This window comes from Empedobacter sp. R750 (genome assembly GCF_030324345.1).
GTDB classification, from domain to species: Bacteria; Bacteroidota; Bacteroidia; order Flavobacteriales; family Weeksellaceae; genus Empedobacter; species Empedobacter falsenii_C.
Genome location: NZ_JACAGF010000012.1, coordinates 17,483 through 31,518, shown reverse-complemented (window position 1 = coordinate 31,518; position 14,036 = coordinate 17,483). Strand labels below are relative to the sequence as shown.

The following is a 14,036-nucleotide window of genomic DNA, read 5'->3' as shown; positions in this document are numbered from 1 at the left end:
ATTTTTTTAGAATGAAAATTAGTTTAATTCTTACAATTTTAGTGCTTTTTATGTTTTTTGCTTCGTATAGCAAATCAGATTTTGGACGAAAAATTGCGCAACATTTTTATTTCCAAACCTTATTTAATGTTGTTTTGGTGATTGTTTTTGTGTCAAAAATCATTCATCTCAAACTAAATTTAATCTCAATGATTTCGCTAATTGTCATTGGTTGCATGTTGTATATGAGCTTTCCAAATTATTTACAACAATTGAGAAGAAGGATTGGTAAATAGTTACGTATAATTTTTTTATCTTTGCACTTATGAAAAACGAAGCAGGAATTTTTGGTTTAAGACCAGTAATAGAAGCGATTGAAGCAGGGAAAACAATCGACAAAATTTTTATTCAAAAAGGTTTACAAGGAGAAATTTTTTCAGAATTGAGAAAATTAATCACTGAATATGAAATTCCTGTAAGTTATGTGCCTTTAGAAAAACTAAATCGTTTTACTGGAAAAAATCATCAAGGTGTTTACGCATTCGTTTCTCCAATCGAATTTGATTCAATCGAAAATGTATTACCTCAAATTTGGGAACAAGGAAAAACGCCTTTTATTTTGATTTTAGATCGTGTTTCTGATGTTCGTAATTTTGGTGCAATCGCTCGTACAGCAGAATGTGTTGGTGTTGACGCGATTATTATTCCAGCAAAAGGTTCGGCTTCTGTAAATGCAGATGCGATCAAAACTTCGACAGGGGCGTTGTATAATATTCCGGTTTGTAAAGAAGGAAATTTAGTGAATGTTATTAAATATTTACAATCGGCTGGAATCTCAATTTTTAGTGCTTCTGAAAAATCAGCAGAATTTATTTATGATGCAGATTTCTCTGTTCCTGCAGCAATTGTGATGGGAAGTGAGGAAGATGGAGTTTCGGATTCTATTATTAAAATTTCAGATAAAATTATTAAATTGCCTATGGCTGGACAAACTGCTTCATTGAATGTTTCGGTTGCGGCTGGAGCGATTTTGTACGAAGCTGTTCGCCAAAGAATGTTACAAGATTTATTTTAAAAACATATAACGATGACCTATTCTACTTTTATTGGATTTTTGTTGATTGCGATTAGTATTGCAATGTATTATTTTACGAATTTGGATATTTCGAGATTATTTTCGGATAAAGAATTTTTGGTAGGAATTACTGGAGGTGCTGGTATCGGATTTATTTTGGGAGGATTTTTAGGCTGGCTTTATAAATACAAAGCGGTGAATAAAGCAAATGCAGAAATTGCAAACGAAGAAAAACGTAAAGTTGCAGAACAAAAAGCACAAGAAGCTGCTGCAAAAGAGCAAGCAAAATTGGATGCACAACAAGAAAAAGATGAATCAGGTTTATTGTAAAATATAAATTAGATAAAATAAAAAAACGGTCGAAAATTAATTTTCGACCGTTTTTTTATATTGTATTTCTTGGTAATAAAAACAAGGAACTAAAATCAATAAAAACATAGGCTGAATGAGAAATCTTCTCACATAAAAGAAAATCATTTCGCCTGATGAAAATTGTGTCGAAATCAAATAATTATAGATTGGTAAAAGAACGATTAATCCAATAATCATGATAATGATAGAGAATTTAACGTAAATTTTTTTCCAGAAAATAAACCAAATAATTAATACAGTTAATAATGTATTGATAAGATAACGAACTGTCAAACTAGCGCTCAATTTTGGTAAATCAATTTCTGGGAATTTTGAATGACCAACAAAATGAAAGTATTTTATGAAAGGATCATAAAATAAAACATCTTCAAATTTTCGGACTAATATCAATCCAAAAACAAGTAAAACTGCAATTGCGTAACGTAAATATTTATTTGGCATTTCGCTTATTGTATTTTGTTACAAAAAACTTAATCCAAACAATCCAAAGAATTACGATTGAACCATAAATAATTGCTGGAAACAAATAATCGTGCGCCATTTTACCATATTCTGCGTGGTATCTAAAAATATAATTTAGCAACATAATTCTCGAAATATTCATCACAAAAAGAATTGCTAAACCAGACAAAATAAACAAAAAAGTTTGTTTGAAATTCGTGTAAAAAGCAACGATAAACGAAACGAAAATGATCAGAATAGAAATCGCATTACAACCTTCATTTACAATAGATGCAACTTGTCCATCTACAACCAAACGCATCCAAGGGTGATTTTCGGCAATATTAGAAAATGAGAAAAAACCACATTTGTTCAAGCCAAAAGCTGTTATATCTGATGTTAATTTTGTAAACGGATCAGGGTTATTGTGCGGTAAATATTGATCTAAATATAATTTATAAGCTAAACTTAAAATAATGTAAGTTCCTAAAAAACGTGCAAGGAATAACAATAAGGGTTTAAATTCTTTCATTTGATTAAAAAATCTTGTACAAAGATAAATGAAAAACGTCAACTTTTGATTAAGTTATGATTAATCAATAAATTTGCTTTTTTAGAAGTAACAAAATGCAAGATTTACATAAACGCGTGGATGTCATAATTGATAGCGCAATTTCTACGGAAGACAGACTACAAAAGATTTGTCAATTGTTGAGTGATGAAGTTGAATACTACAATTGGGTGGGATTTTATTTCAAGAATGGAGATAAAAACGAGCTAAAACTTGGTCCTTATGTTGGAGCGGCAACCGATCATACAATAATTCCTTATGGTAAAGGAATTTGTGGGCAAGTGGCAGAATCTAACGAAACTTTTGTTGTGCCAGACGTTTATGCACAAGATAATTATTTGGCTTGTTCAATCGAAACGAAAGCTGAAATTGTTGTTCCAATTTTCAAAAATGGAGAAAATATTGGTCAAATTGATATCGATTCGCACAAAATTAATCCGTTTACAGAAGACGATACAAAGTTGTTAGATTACGTTTGTCAGCGAGTTTCAGAAATTATTTAAGCAATGATTGATTTAATTTTAAAATATTTTCCTGATTTAACGGAGAAACAAATCGAGCAATTTTCGAAAGTTGGTGATTTGTACAAAGAATGGAACGATCAAATCAATGTTGTTTCTCGAAAAGATATTGACGAAATTTATACGAATCATATTTTACATTCGTTAGCGATTGCAAAAGTGATGGAGTTTACAGACGGTTCTTCTGTTCTTGATGTAGGAACTGGAGGAGGTTTACCAGGAATTCCGTTGGCAATTTTGTTTCCGAATGTTCAGTTTCATTTGGTAGATTCTATCGGGAAAAAAATCAAGGTTGTAAAAGGTGTGGCTGATGGTTTAGGTTTGACGAATGTAAAAGCGGAACAAAAGCGTGCCGAAGAGTTAACAGATAAATACGATTTTGTTGTTTCTCGTGCGGTAACTGCGATGCCAAGATTTGCGGAATGGATTCGTGGAAAATTCAAAAAAGAAGCGATTAATCCTTTTCCAAATGGTTTATTATATTTAAAAGGAGGCGATTTGACAGAAGAATTAGCAGGTTTTCCGAATGCAGTTTTATTTGATATTCAAAACTTTTTTGACGAAGATTTTTTCGAAACGAAAAAAGTCGTTTATTTAGAAAAGAAAGATATTTAATTTATAGAAATTATATACTTCAAAACCGAAATCAATTTGATTTCGGTTCTTTATTTTAACAATTATTGAATTAATCCAAAAAATGATGTTTAAAACGTTATTTTATCCAATACTTTAAGTTCTTTTTAAGAGGTTTTCTCGTCAAAATTCACTATATTTGTTTGTTTTAAAAAGTTAGAGACATATTATGAGTAATAACACATATACGGCGGATAATATCCAAGCGTTAGAAGGAATGGAGCACGTACGTCTTCGTCCATCGATGTACATTGGTGACGTCGGAGTTAGAGGATTACACCACTTAGTTTACGAGGTTGTTGATAACTCTATTGATGAAGCTTTAGCAGGATACTGTGATACAATCAAGGTAACAATTTTAGAAGGGAACTCGATTCGTGTAGAAGATAACGGACGTGGTATTCCTGTCGACTTACATAAAAAAGAAGGAAAATCTGCATTAGAAGTTGTAATGACGAAAATTGGTGCAGGAGGTAAGTTTGATAAAGATACGTACAAAGTTTCTGGAGGTTTGCACGGTGTTGGAGTTTCGTGTGTTAATGCACTTTCTAACCATTTATCGGCAGAAGTTTTCAAGAACGGAAAACAATATATTCAGGAATATTCGAAAGGGAAACCTTTGTATGATGTAAAAGAAGTTGGAACGACTGATAAAAGTGGTACAACAGTTACTTTTACGCCAGATGATACAATTTTCCAAGAAGTACAAACATATAACTATTCTACTTTAGCAAATCGTTTGCGTGAGTTAGCTTTCTTGAACAAAGGAATCAATATTGTATTGGTTGACGAGCGCGAAAAAGATGCTGATGGAAATCCTGTAACAGAAACTTTTCATTCTGAAGAAGGATTAAAAGAATTTGTTGAGTTTATCGACGGTAGCCGCGAATCTATTATGGACAAAGTAATCTTCATGGAAGGTGAACGTGATGGAATTCCGGTTGAGGTTGCAATGCGATACAATACGTCGTATAATGAAAATGTACATTCATACGTAAATAACATCAATACACACGAAGGTGGAACACATTTATCTGGTTTCCGTCGTGCATTGACACGTACATTGAAAAAATATGCTGAAGAAAACTTTAATCTTGCAAAAGAAAAAGTTGAAATCGTTGGAGATGACTTCCGCGAAGGATTAACAGCAGTTATTTCGGTAAAAGTAATGGAGCCTCAATTCGAAGGTCAAACGAAAACGAAATTAGGAAACTCTGAGGTTTCTCCTGCAGTTGATAAAATTGTGGCAGAAATGTTAACGAATTTCTTAGAAGAGAATCCAACAGAAGCAAAACAAATTGTTGATAAAGTAATTTTAGCAGCAAAAGCTCGTCAGGCAGCGAAGAAAGCTCGTGAAATGGTACAACGCAAAAACCCAATGGGAGGAAGCGGATTGCCAGGGAAATTAGCGGATTGTTCTTCTCGTAAACCAGAAGAATCTGAGTTATTCTTAGTCGAGGGAGATTCTGCCGGAGGAACGGCAAAACAAGGTCGTGATCGTCATTTTCAAGCGATTTTACCATTACGTGGTAAGATTTTGAATGTAGAGAAAGCGATGGCGCACAAAGTTTTGGATAACGAAGAGATTAAAAATATCTATACAGCTTTAGGTGTAACAATCGGAACTGAAGAAGATTCGAAAGCACTTAATATTGCAAAATTACGTTATCATAAGGTTGTAATTATGACCGATGCCGATGTCGACGGTTCTCACATCGCGACATTAATTTTAACATTCTTCTTCCGTTACATGAAAGAATTGATTGAGCAAGGACATATTTACATTGCAACGCCACCTTTATATTTAATCAAAAAAGGTGCGAAAGCAGAATATGCTTGGGACGAAAAAGATCGTGAACGTTTAACTGCAGAATTCTCTACAGATGGTTCTGGTAAAGGAGTTACAATTCAACGATACAAAGGTCTTGGGGAAATGAACGCGGAGCAATTATGGGATACAACACTTAATCCAGAGCACAGAACGTTGCGTAAAGTAACGATTGACAATGCGACAGAAGCAGATCGCGTGTTCTCTATGTTGATGGGTGATGATGTACCGCCTCGTCGTGAGTTTATCGAGAAAAATGCACACTATGCAAAAATTGATGTTTAATCAGTTTTAGAAATTTATAATAACAAAAAATCCAGCTTTTCAGCTGGATTTTTTTTGTTGTATTTTATTTTATCCCAAATTGTTGAACCATCCAATGCTCAGAATGATTTTTAACTAAGTCATTTTTTATTTTCTCATCTTTTGATGATAAGTATTTATAGACTTTTAAAGGTATAGAATTTGGAAAACTTTTAAGACTTGATTCAATTAAATTTGCAGATTCTTTTGATTGGTTATCTAAGCTTAAAGCTTCAATATTATAAATTAATACAATAACAGGAATGTCACTATAGGTGTTTTTAATTTCTTCTTGTAAATCATTTATTAACTCTAATTGAAATTTTGAATCAGGTATACTTCCATTAGCAACAGCATCACTTATATTATTTTGATATGCTATAAACATATCCAAAATTTGTTTGTTCTTTGAATCTTTATTCGCATAAAAATCGGTAATTTTCTTAAGTGTTTCAGGCTTTATACCACCTGCGTCAGATTGTAGCATCTCGTCATAAAAGTTGTTGAGAAGATTGTAAACAGTTTTATCATTCTTATCGATTTTAGAATCCTTTTTTAATTCTTTAATAAAACTATTATATGCTTCAGTTTTTTGTGCAATTAAATTTGATGATATAATTATAAAGAAAATGATAACTATTTTTTTCATGTTTAGTTAAATTTTCAACAAATATATATTCTACTCAGAAATAATCAAAGTTGTTGGAACATTGGAAATCCAAATGCTTTTTGTTTCGATAAGGTTTTTCCAACTTTCCATACTAATCATCATCAAATCCATTTCATCCAAAAACTCTTTATCCAGTTGTTGTTTGTACGAAAGACTAATATGATTTGGAGCAATATTTTCGATACTACGAATAATTTCTTTTACTTCTGAATGACGTTTTGTGTAACCGCTCACGTCTACAATAATAATTTGAGATTCGCTATTCGAGATTAAACGTTGTGCATATTTCAGTAAATCGGCATCTTTATTCCCGAAAAGTGGAAGAAAAACTTTTTCTGCTTTTGTGAAATTTTTGTCCAAAACAATTCCAACAGGAACGGTTGATTTGTTCAATAATTGTTTCGTTCTTTCATTGAAAATTGAATGATCAAACATGTTTTCTTTTCCAGTAACTTGACCAATTAAAATATCTGGATCAATAATTTTAGTTGTAAATCCTAAAATATTTCCTAACAACGAACCTGAATAAATAGAATTTCTTACACCCATTAACATCAAATCGTAATCACCTTTTTGCGCAACATCAACGGTGTCGAAAACCATATCTGTAGACACTTTGAACATGGTTGTTACATCTTGATGCAACTCTTCGGAAACCTCAATAATCGGTTCGAAAATTTCTGCTTCTCTATCCTCAAGATTGAAATGTTGCACTTCGCTACTTTTCATCACATGAATTGCAGAAACAAGTGAATTTTCGTCTTGTTTTTTGATAAAGCTATTAGCTATTCGCAATAATTCAGCACCTTTTTCGGGTGTTTGAAAATCAATTAAAATTTTATATTTCTGACTTTGACTAATTTCAGAAAGTTCATTTTCTGTTTTTTGTTTGCGGAAAATCCAATTGATTAAATCCAAAGCTGGACCTGTCATAAAAGTTGTGACCAAAGCCATTATCACCATCATAGCGAAAACTTCTGGTGTTAAAACTCCTAAATCATATCCAATGTTTAACACGACTAATTCCATCAAACCTCGTGTATTCATCAAAGCACCGATGGTCAAACTATCTTTCCAGTTTTGTCCAACAAATTTAGCGGCGACTGCACTTCCTACAAATTTTCCAGTTACAGCTACCAAAATAATCAATCCTGCTGTTTGCCATAAATGTGGCGTATCTAATAATCCAATTTGTGTTCTTAAACCTGTGAAAACGAAGAATAAAGGAAGTAATAAAACCAATGAAACATCTTCTATTTTTTCGATGAATAAGTTTCTGAATTTAAGATTATCTGGCATAATTGTTCCAGCTAAAAAAGCACCAAATAGCGCATGAATTCCAATGATTTCACTTAAATAAGAAGAAATAATTAGCACCAAGAAAAAGATTCCAATAATAGGTTTTGTAAGCGTTGTTTTGCTCGAATGTACGTCTGCAATGCGCTTTAGAAAAGGGCGAACGAAACGAACCATTGCGATAACGTAAACAATTGCCAGTAAAATCACATAGATAGAACTGATGAATGAACCAGCTTTTACAATGGCGATAACCGCAGCTAATAAACACCAAGCTGTGATATCGTCGGCAGCAGCACAAGTAATTACAATAGAACCTAAACGTGTTTTGCTAATTCCGCGTTCTTGTACAATTCGTGCCAAAACCGGAAAGGCTGTAATACTCATCGAAATTCCGATAAACAGGGCGAATGATAGAAAATTAATTCCTTCTGGCGCGAATTCCATGTAAATTAATCCAGCTAAAGCTAAACCAAGTGTAAATGGAATAATGATACTTGCGTGGCTAATAACAATCGCGTCTTGTGCATTTTTCTTTAGCACTTTCAGGTCTAATTCCATTCCGATAACATACATGAATAGAATCAAACCGATTTGACTGATAAATTCTAAGTTTCCTAACGATTCTTTTGGAAAAAGATCGCCAAAAAATTCTGGGAAATGCATGCCAATAAAAGAAGGACCAAGGAAAATACCTGCAATAATTTCTCCAATTACAGTTGGTTGTCCAATTTTATTAAAAATCCATCCAAAAACCCTTGCGGTAAATATAATGGTCACAATTTGTGCTAATAAAATAGCAAGCGGATGTCCAATATTATGTGTTATACTGTTGATAAAGTCATTGAAGTAATTGCTTCCGTTTGCAGCGTGAACAACATGTTTTCCAGCTTCCATTTCTTCTGCTCTTATCACAATAAAATACATCATGATTGAACAAAGTAGAATGGTTACGATATAAAAAATTGAATTTCTTGTCGATTTTTTCATGGCGTTAATTTTCAACAAAAGTCAGAAATTAATTTACAGAAAAATATCAATATTTTTTAAACTCGAGTAAAATGTAATGAAATGGATTTTTTTTGTAATCAAATTGAAATTTGAGCAATAAAATTAGCTTTGTAAACTTCGCTTAATACCAAATTGATTTCTTTATTCTCTTTCGATAAAATGTCTAAAGTAACATTGTCTGAGTGGAAATATTTGATGTGATGTAAGCTGATTATTTCTCGTTTATTGATGCGGACAAAATCTTTTTCGGGTAACATTTCTGACAATGCATCAAGAGTGATATTTTTCAAAATCAAGAATGATAAATCTTGATAATAAACCACTTTATCACGACTGTCAACGGTAGAAGTTGTAATGTATAAAATCTGATTAAACTGCAACAAAATTTTTCCTTTATCCGAATTTAATTGCACAAAATTATTTGGTGTCGAAAAACTATTTTGCAAACGCTTTTTTACTTTGTCAACAGCTTGTTGTAAACGCTCTTTTTTGATTGGTTTTTGAATATAATCTGTCGCATCTAAATCAAAAGCATCAACAGCATATTCCTTATAAGCAGTAGAAAAAATAAACGGTTTTTCTTTTAATAAATTAGCGATTTGTAAACCATTTATTTTAGGCATTTCGATGTCCAAAATACAAAAGTCAAAATCTAAGTTTTCAATTTCGTTAATGAATAATTCAGGATCAACATAAGCTTTCACAACTTCTATGTCCTCCATTTGTTCACATAACATTTTTAGGTACTTTAACCCAAGAATTTCGTCATCAATTAGTATGCATTTTAGTGTAAAACTCATGTAGATTTATTTTTAAGTTGGCTACAAAAATATCTTGTTCAATAGTTTTAGAAAGTGAAAAATCGTCGCCGTAAACCATTTTTAGGCGATGTTCTAATGATTGACTTCCATGTCCGCCAGTTTCTTTTTTCAAACTATTTTTTGGAGAAATTTTATTCATTACTTGAATTTGAAATGATTTATTATTCAGTTCAAGCATAATTTTTATAAATGAATTGGCTTGTTGAAAATCGGTATGTTTGAAAGCATTTTCAATAAAATCAATACTTAATAAAGGTAAAATAATTTTTTTTTGATAGTAAGGTGAAGTTTCATCAATTTTCGTTTTAACTTGAAAATCAAACAAAGGCGAAACTTTTACTTTATTAATTTCAATAAAGTTTTTAGTGAAATCTATTTCATCTTTTATCGTCACAAAATTGTCTTTGCTTTCGTACAAAATATAATCCAATACATTAGCTAATTTATCAATCGTATAATAGGTTTGGTACGCATTGGATTGAATCGAATTGAGAATATTTTGAACAAATGTGGATTCAATTTTGCTTCGTATGACTCCAATTTTAACTCATCAACTTTTGTAGATAAATTGTCTAAACGTTGCGTTTGCTCATGACTTATTTTTTTCTCAGATTTTAATGAATGGATTAAATATGTAATCATAATGATTAGAAAAATAATCAATGCAATAATGAGATAAAGTAATATGGTAGGAAGTTGAATCATGCGAAAAATTCTAACTCAAAGATAGAATAATTTATGAATAAAAAAATCCAGAAAGTAGAACCTTCTGGATTTTTAGAAATATGGTGAAAGAAATTATTAAGCGTAATATTTTGCTTTTAATTCTTTTACTTTTGGATCATCTAAGAATTCATCATACGTCATATAACGATCGATGATTCCGTTTGGAGTTAACTCGATAATACGGTTACAAGTTGTTTGAATCAATTCGTGGTCATGAGAACCCATTAAAATTGTTCCTTTGAAATTAACCAAAGAATTATTCAATGCTGTAATCGATTCTAAGTCTAAGTGACCTGTTGGCTCGTCTAACAATAATACGTTTGCACGTAATAACATCATGCGAGAGAACATACAACGCATTTTTTCACCTCCTGATAAAACAGAAGATTTTTTAAGAGCTTCGTCTCCAGAGAATAACATTTTCCCTAAGAAACCACGCATAAATTCTTCGTGACGTTCATCGTCTGATTCTGTATATTGACGTAACCAATCAACCAAGTTGATATCTTCTTTGAAGAAATCTGTATTATCTAAAGGTAAATACGCTTGTGTTGTTGTAATTCCCCAAGTAAAATCTCCAGAATCTGGCTGAGCTTTTCCTGAAAGAATTTCGAAAAATTGAGAAACTGCTTTCGAGTTACGAGAGAAAATACCAATTTTATCACCTTTTTTCAAGTTGATGTTCGCATCTTTAAATAAAACTTCTCCATCTACAGAAGCAGATAAATTGTTTACTTCTAAGATTTGATCACCAGCCTCACGCGATTGTTCCCAGATAAGTGCTGGATATCGACGAGAAGAAGGTTTGATATCTTCGATATTTAATTTCTCGATCATTTTTTTACGAGAAGTCGTTTGTTTTGCTTTAGCAACGTTAGAAGAGAAACGAGCAATGAAATCTTGTAATTCCTTTTTCTTTTCCTCTGCTTTTTTGTTTTGTTGTGCACGTTGTTTTGCAGCTAACTGAGAAGATTCGTACCAGAATGTGTAGTTACCAGAATATAGGTTTAATTTAGAGAAATCTAAATCACAAATATGCGTACAAACCGCGTCTAAGAAGTGACGGTCGTGCGATACAACAATTACAGTATTCTCGAAATTACCTAAGAAATCCTCTAACCATTGAATTGTATTAACGTCCAATTCGTTGGTAGGCTCATCTAAGATTAACACGTCAGGATTTCCAAATAAAGCTTGCGCAATCAAAATACGAACTTTTGCTTTATTATCTAAATCTCCCATTAACGTATAATGCATATCCGAATCGATTCCTACATTAGATAATAATGTAGCAGCATCAGATTCTGCATTCCATCCGTTCATTTCTTCATAAACGACACCTAATTCTCCTGCTTTGATACCATCTTCTTCAGAAAAATCTGGTTTAGCATATAAAGCATCCATACGTTCTTTAATATCGTATAATACTTTATTTCCACGTAAAACAGTATCCAATACTGTATATTCGTCATATTTGAAGTGATTCTGTTCTAAGACAGACATACGTTTTCCTTTTTCAAGACTAACTTGTCCTGAAGTTGGATCGATTTCACCTGATAATATTTTTAAGAAAGTAGATTTTCCTGCTCCATTAGCACCAATTATCCCGTAACAGTTGCCATTTGTAAATTTTATATTAACTTCGTCGAAAAGTACACGCTTGCCGAATTGAAGCGATAAATTAGAAACATTTAACATAATTTTTGGTATGATGTTTGTTTGACCTTCCGGCAAAGTTACAAATTTTAATTGGAATAAAATAAAGTGCAGAAAGAAGTTACGATTAAGAATAAACGTGCAAGGTTTGAGTATGAATTATTAGATTCTTACGAAGCCGGCATCCAATTATTTGGGACTGAAATAAAATCTATCCGAATGGGAAAAGCTTCGATTACCGAAAGTTTTTGTCAAATGAAGGATGGAGAACTCTATATTGTTAATATGTTTATTGACGAATATGATTGGGGAACATACTTTAATCATAAAACGAGACGAGACAGAAAACTTTTATTACAAAAATCTGAGTTGCGAAAATTGGAACGCAAAACGAAAGAGACAGGATTGACAATTGTAGCAACCACGCTGTTTATAAACAATAAAGGGTTGGCAAAATTGAAGATATATTTGGCAAAAGGGAAGAAACTTTTTGACAAAAGAAACACAATAAAAGGAAAAGATTTGAAAAGAGATTTGGATAGAATGATAAAGAATTCTTAAATTTGTCTTATAATTGTATAAAAATTAAGTAAAATTTAATATATTTAAAACGCTAAATATTTGATAATGAAAAAGTTTAATCTATTATTATCTGCAGTAGTATTATTCCTAGCGGGTAATTCTTTTGTAGATGCTCAGAATTCTAAGAATCCTTGGGCAATTACAGTTGGTGCTCACGCAGTTGATCACAACTCGATCACTGGACCATTCAACCAGTATTTCAAAACAGATAATTGGGATATCGTTCCTCCTTTATCTAAATTATCTATCATCCGTAACTTAAACAGATCTTTTGATGTTGATTTAACTGCTTCAGTAGGTGAAGTTGATAACAACAGATTACGTATCAAAGATGAATTATTCATCAATGCTGGTTTAGGTTTACGTTATAAGTTAGCTAATGGTTATATCTTAAAAGAAGATTCTTGGTTTGATCCATATATCCGTGTAGGTGCTGGTTACCACAGATACGACTACACAGGATTACAATTTCCATTAACAGCTTACTATGGTAATGGTGATGGAAATGAAACTTATCAATTAACTGAAGTTGAAGATTTAGAGAAAAATCATTTCGTAGCTTCTTTAGGTGCTGGTATGAACTTTTGGTTTACTAAAAACTTTGGTTTAAACGTTGCTTCTGATTACAACTGGTTACCAGCTTACGGAGGAAACAATTATTTTGACTTCTTCCAACACACAGTAGGAGTTACTTTCCGTTTCGGAAGACCAGATAGAGATAAAGATGGTATTCCTGATGATGAAGATGCATGTCCAGATACTCCAGGTATTGCTACAAATGATCCATCAACAAACGGATGTCCAGATACTGATGGAGATGGAATCTTTGATAAAGATGATGCTTGTCCAACAGAATTTGGTTTAGCTGAATTCCAAGGTTGTCCAGATACAGATGGTGATGGTGTTCCAGATAAAGACGATGCTTGTCCAACAGTTCCAGGACCAATTGAAAACAATGGTTGTCCTTGGCCAGATAGAGATGGTGACGGTATTCCTGATAAAGATGATGCTTGTCCAGATGTACCAGGTTTACCTCAATTCCAAGGTTGTCCAGATACAGATGGTGATGGTATTCCAGATCCAGATGATGCTTGTCCAACTGTACCAGGACCAAAAGAAAATAACGGATGTCCATGGACTGAAGTTCACGTAGCAAAACGTTTATCTAATATTTTATTCGAATACAACTCTGATAAAATTGTTCCTTCTTCTTACGAAGATGTACGTGTAGCTGCTCAAATTTTAAATTCTGATGATTTAAAAGAAAAAAGCTTCTACATTGACGGACATGCTGACCAAAGAGGTAAAGACGCTTATAACAAAACATTATCTTTAAAACGTGCTCAAGCGTTAGTTAATATTTTAGTTGAAAGAGGTGGAGTGGATAAAGCTCGTTTAACTGCTCGTGGTTTAGGAAAATCTCAATTGTTATGTACTGAAAACACTGAAGAGTGTTACCAAAGAAACAGACGTGTTGAGGTATTACCTAGAACAGCTGTAGTAACTGAAACAAAAGTTATCAAAAAAACAGCTACAAAAAAGAAATAATAA

The 14,036-nt window shown here is 32.4% G+C and carries 16 protein-coding genes; 8 read left to right on the top strand and 8 right to left on the bottom strand.

All coding sequences use genetic code 11. The features are described 5' to 3' along the window. Window positions 1-11: 11 nt before the first annotated feature. The 3 genes from HXZ74_RS12495 to HXZ74_RS12485 are packed head-to-tail and all read left to right on the top strand — an operon-like array spanning window position 12 to window position 1,384. Window positions 12-275, top strand: a complete 264-nt coding sequence (locus tag HXZ74_RS12495; protein WP_286475689.1) for a hypothetical protein — start codon at window positions 12-14, stop codon at window positions 273-275. 29 nt (window positions 276-304) lie between these two features. Further along, window positions 305-1,054 carry a 23S rRNA (guanosine(2251)-2'-O)-methyltransferase RlmB gene (gene rlmB / locus HXZ74_RS12490; RefSeq protein ID WP_038332636.1) on the top strand — a complete coding sequence of 250 codons (750 nt, stop codon included), beginning with the start codon at window positions 305-307 and terminating at the stop codon, window positions 1,052-1,054. A 12-nt stretch (window positions 1,055-1,066) separates the two neighbouring features. Then, window positions 1,067-1,384, top strand: a complete 318-nt coding sequence (locus HXZ74_RS12485) for a hypothetical protein (RefSeq protein ID WP_038332637.1) — start codon at window positions 1,067-1,069, stop codon at window positions 1,382-1,384. A 36-nt stretch (window positions 1,385-1,420) separates the two neighbouring features. On the opposite strand, the gene HXZ74_RS12480 is transcribed toward HXZ74_RS12485, so the two are convergent. Then, window positions 1,421-1,867 carry an exosortase F system-associated membrane protein gene (locus HXZ74_RS12480; RefSeq protein ID WP_038332639.1) on the bottom strand — a complete coding sequence of 149 codons (447 nt, stop codon included), beginning with the start codon at window positions 1,865-1,867 and terminating at the stop codon, window positions 1,421-1,423. Next, window positions 1,857-2,399: an exosortase family protein XrtF gene (gene xrtF, locus HXZ74_RS12475; RefSeq protein ID WP_038332642.1), complete on the bottom strand. Its 543-nt coding sequence runs from the start codon at window positions 2,397-2,399 to the stop codon at window positions 1,857-1,859. The genes HXZ74_RS12480 and xrtF overlap by 11 nt, the downstream gene beginning before the upstream one ends. Window positions 2,400-2,494: 95 nt before the next feature. On the opposite strand from xrtF, the gene HXZ74_RS12470 reads away from it, so the two are divergent. The 3 genes from HXZ74_RS12470 to gyrB all read left to right on the top strand — a co-directional run bounded on the left by HXZ74_RS12470 (window position 2,495) and on the right by gyrB (window position 5,705). Continuing rightward, window positions 2,495-2,941: an XrtF-associated fRMsr-like GAF protein gene (locus HXZ74_RS12470; RefSeq protein ID WP_038332644.1), complete on the top strand. Its 447-nt coding sequence runs from the start codon at window positions 2,495-2,497 to the stop codon at window positions 2,939-2,941. 6 nt (window positions 2,942-2,947) lie between these two features. Continuing rightward, window positions 2,948-3,574, top strand: coding sequence for a 16S rRNA (guanine(527)-N(7))-methyltransferase RsmG (gene rsmG / locus HXZ74_RS12465; protein WP_286475743.1), 627 nt, complete (start codon window positions 2,948-2,950; stop codon window positions 3,572-3,574). A 187-nt stretch (window positions 3,575-3,761) separates the two neighbouring features. Continuing rightward, complete coding sequence (gene gyrB, locus HXZ74_RS12460; RefSeq protein ID WP_286475688.1) at window positions 3,762-5,705, top strand: DNA topoisomerase (ATP-hydrolyzing) subunit B; 1,944 nt, start codon at window positions 3,762-3,764, stop codon at window positions 5,703-5,705. Between the two features lie 64 nt (window positions 5,706-5,769). Here gyrB and HXZ74_RS12455 read toward each other — a convergent pair whose 3' ends face one another. The 6 genes from HXZ74_RS12455 to HXZ74_RS12430 all read right to left on the bottom strand — a co-directional run bounded on the left by HXZ74_RS12455 (window position 5,770) and on the right by HXZ74_RS12430 (window position 11,945). After that, window positions 5,770-6,372, bottom strand: coding sequence for a hypothetical protein (locus HXZ74_RS12455; RefSeq protein WP_280051288.1), 603 nt, complete (start codon window positions 6,370-6,372; stop codon window positions 5,770-5,772). 30 nt (window positions 6,373-6,402) lie between these two features. Next, a complete protein-coding gene (locus HXZ74_RS12450) occupies window positions 6,403-8,679 on the bottom strand; it encodes a cation:proton antiporter (protein WP_286475687.1) in 2,277 nt (758 codons plus the stop codon). Window positions 8,680-8,777: 98 nt separating this feature from the next. Next, the gene (locus tag HXZ74_RS12445) at window positions 8,778-9,500 is read right to left on the bottom strand and encodes a LytR/AlgR family response regulator transcription factor (protein ID WP_038332652.1); all 723 of its coding nucleotides are present in this window, start codon (window positions 9,498-9,500) and stop codon (window positions 8,778-8,780) included. Then, entirely contained in the window at window positions 9,469-10,005 is a 537-nt protein-coding gene (locus tag HXZ74_RS12440) for a histidine kinase (protein ID WP_286475741.1), read from the bottom strand. The genes HXZ74_RS12445 and HXZ74_RS12440 overlap by 32 nt, the downstream gene beginning before the upstream one ends. Further along, a complete protein-coding gene (locus HXZ74_RS12435) occupies window positions 9,960-10,226 on the bottom strand; it encodes a hypothetical protein (protein ID WP_286475685.1) in 267 nt (88 codons plus the stop codon). Before HXZ74_RS12435 ends, HXZ74_RS12440 begins: the two co-directional genes overlap by 46 nt. A gap of 96 nt (window positions 10,227-10,322) precedes the next feature. Next, window positions 10,323-11,945: an ABC-F family ATP-binding cassette domain-containing protein gene (locus HXZ74_RS12430; RefSeq protein ID WP_038332655.1), complete on the bottom strand. Its 1,623-nt coding sequence runs from the start codon at window positions 11,943-11,945 to the stop codon at window positions 10,323-10,325. Between the two features lie 66 nt (window positions 11,946-12,011). Between HXZ74_RS12430 and smpB the strand changes: the two genes are divergently transcribed. Both smpB and HXZ74_RS12420 read left to right on the top strand, forming a co-directional pair. Continuing rightward, window positions 12,012-12,464: an SsrA-binding protein SmpB gene (gene smpB, locus HXZ74_RS12425; RefSeq protein ID WP_038332657.1), complete on the top strand. Its 453-nt coding sequence runs from the start codon at window positions 12,012-12,014 to the stop codon at window positions 12,462-12,464. Between the two features lie 66 nt (window positions 12,465-12,530). Beyond that, window positions 12,531-14,033, top strand: a complete 1,503-nt coding sequence (locus HXZ74_RS12420; RefSeq protein ID WP_286475684.1) for an OmpA family protein — start codon at window positions 12,531-12,533, stop codon at window positions 14,031-14,033. Window positions 14,034-14,036: the final 3 nt, after the last annotated feature.

Coding starts and splice junctions, on each gene's coding strand:
- HXZ74_RS12495 (WP_286475689.1), top strand. CDS start 12: ATGAAAATTAGTTTAATTCTTACAATTTTAGTGCTTTTTATGTTTTTT.
- rlmB (WP_038332636.1), top strand. CDS start 305: ATGAAAAACGAAGCAGGAATTTTTGGTTTAAGACCAGTAATAGAAGCG.
- HXZ74_RS12485 (WP_038332637.1), top strand. CDS start 1,067: ATGACCTATTCTACTTTTATTGGATTTTTGTTGATTGCGATTAGTATT.
- HXZ74_RS12480 (WP_038332639.1), bottom strand. CDS start 1,867: ATGCCAAATAAATATTTACGTTACGCAATTGCAGTTTTACTTGTTTTT.
- xrtF (WP_038332642.1), bottom strand. CDS start 2,399: ATGAAAGAATTTAAACCCTTATTGTTATTCCTTGCACGTTTTTTAGGA.
- HXZ74_RS12470 (WP_038332644.1), top strand. CDS start 2,495: ATGCAAGATTTACATAAACGCGTGGATGTCATAATTGATAGCGCAATT.
- gyrB (WP_286475688.1), top strand. CDS start 3,762: ATGAGTAATAACACATATACGGCGGATAATATCCAAGCGTTAGAAGGA.
- HXZ74_RS12455 (WP_280051288.1), bottom strand. CDS start 6,372: ATGAAAAAAATAGTTATCATTTTCTTTATAATTATATCATCAAATTTA.
- HXZ74_RS12450 (WP_286475687.1), bottom strand. CDS start 8,679: ATGAAAAAATCGACAAGAAATTCAATTTTTTATATCGTAACCATTCTA.
- HXZ74_RS12445 (WP_038332652.1), bottom strand. CDS start 9,500: ATGAGTTTTACACTAAAATGCATACTAATTGATGACGAAATTCTTGGG.
- HXZ74_RS12435 (WP_286475685.1), bottom strand. CDS start 10,226: ATGATTCAACTTCCTACCATATTACTTTATCTCATTATTGCATTGATT.
- HXZ74_RS12430 (WP_038332655.1), bottom strand. CDS start 11,945: ATGTTAAATGTTTCTAATTTATCGCTTCAATTCGGCAAGCGTGTACTT.
- HXZ74_RS12420 (WP_286475684.1), top strand. CDS start 12,531: ATGAAAAAGTTTAATCTATTATTATCTGCAGTAGTATTATTCCTAGCG.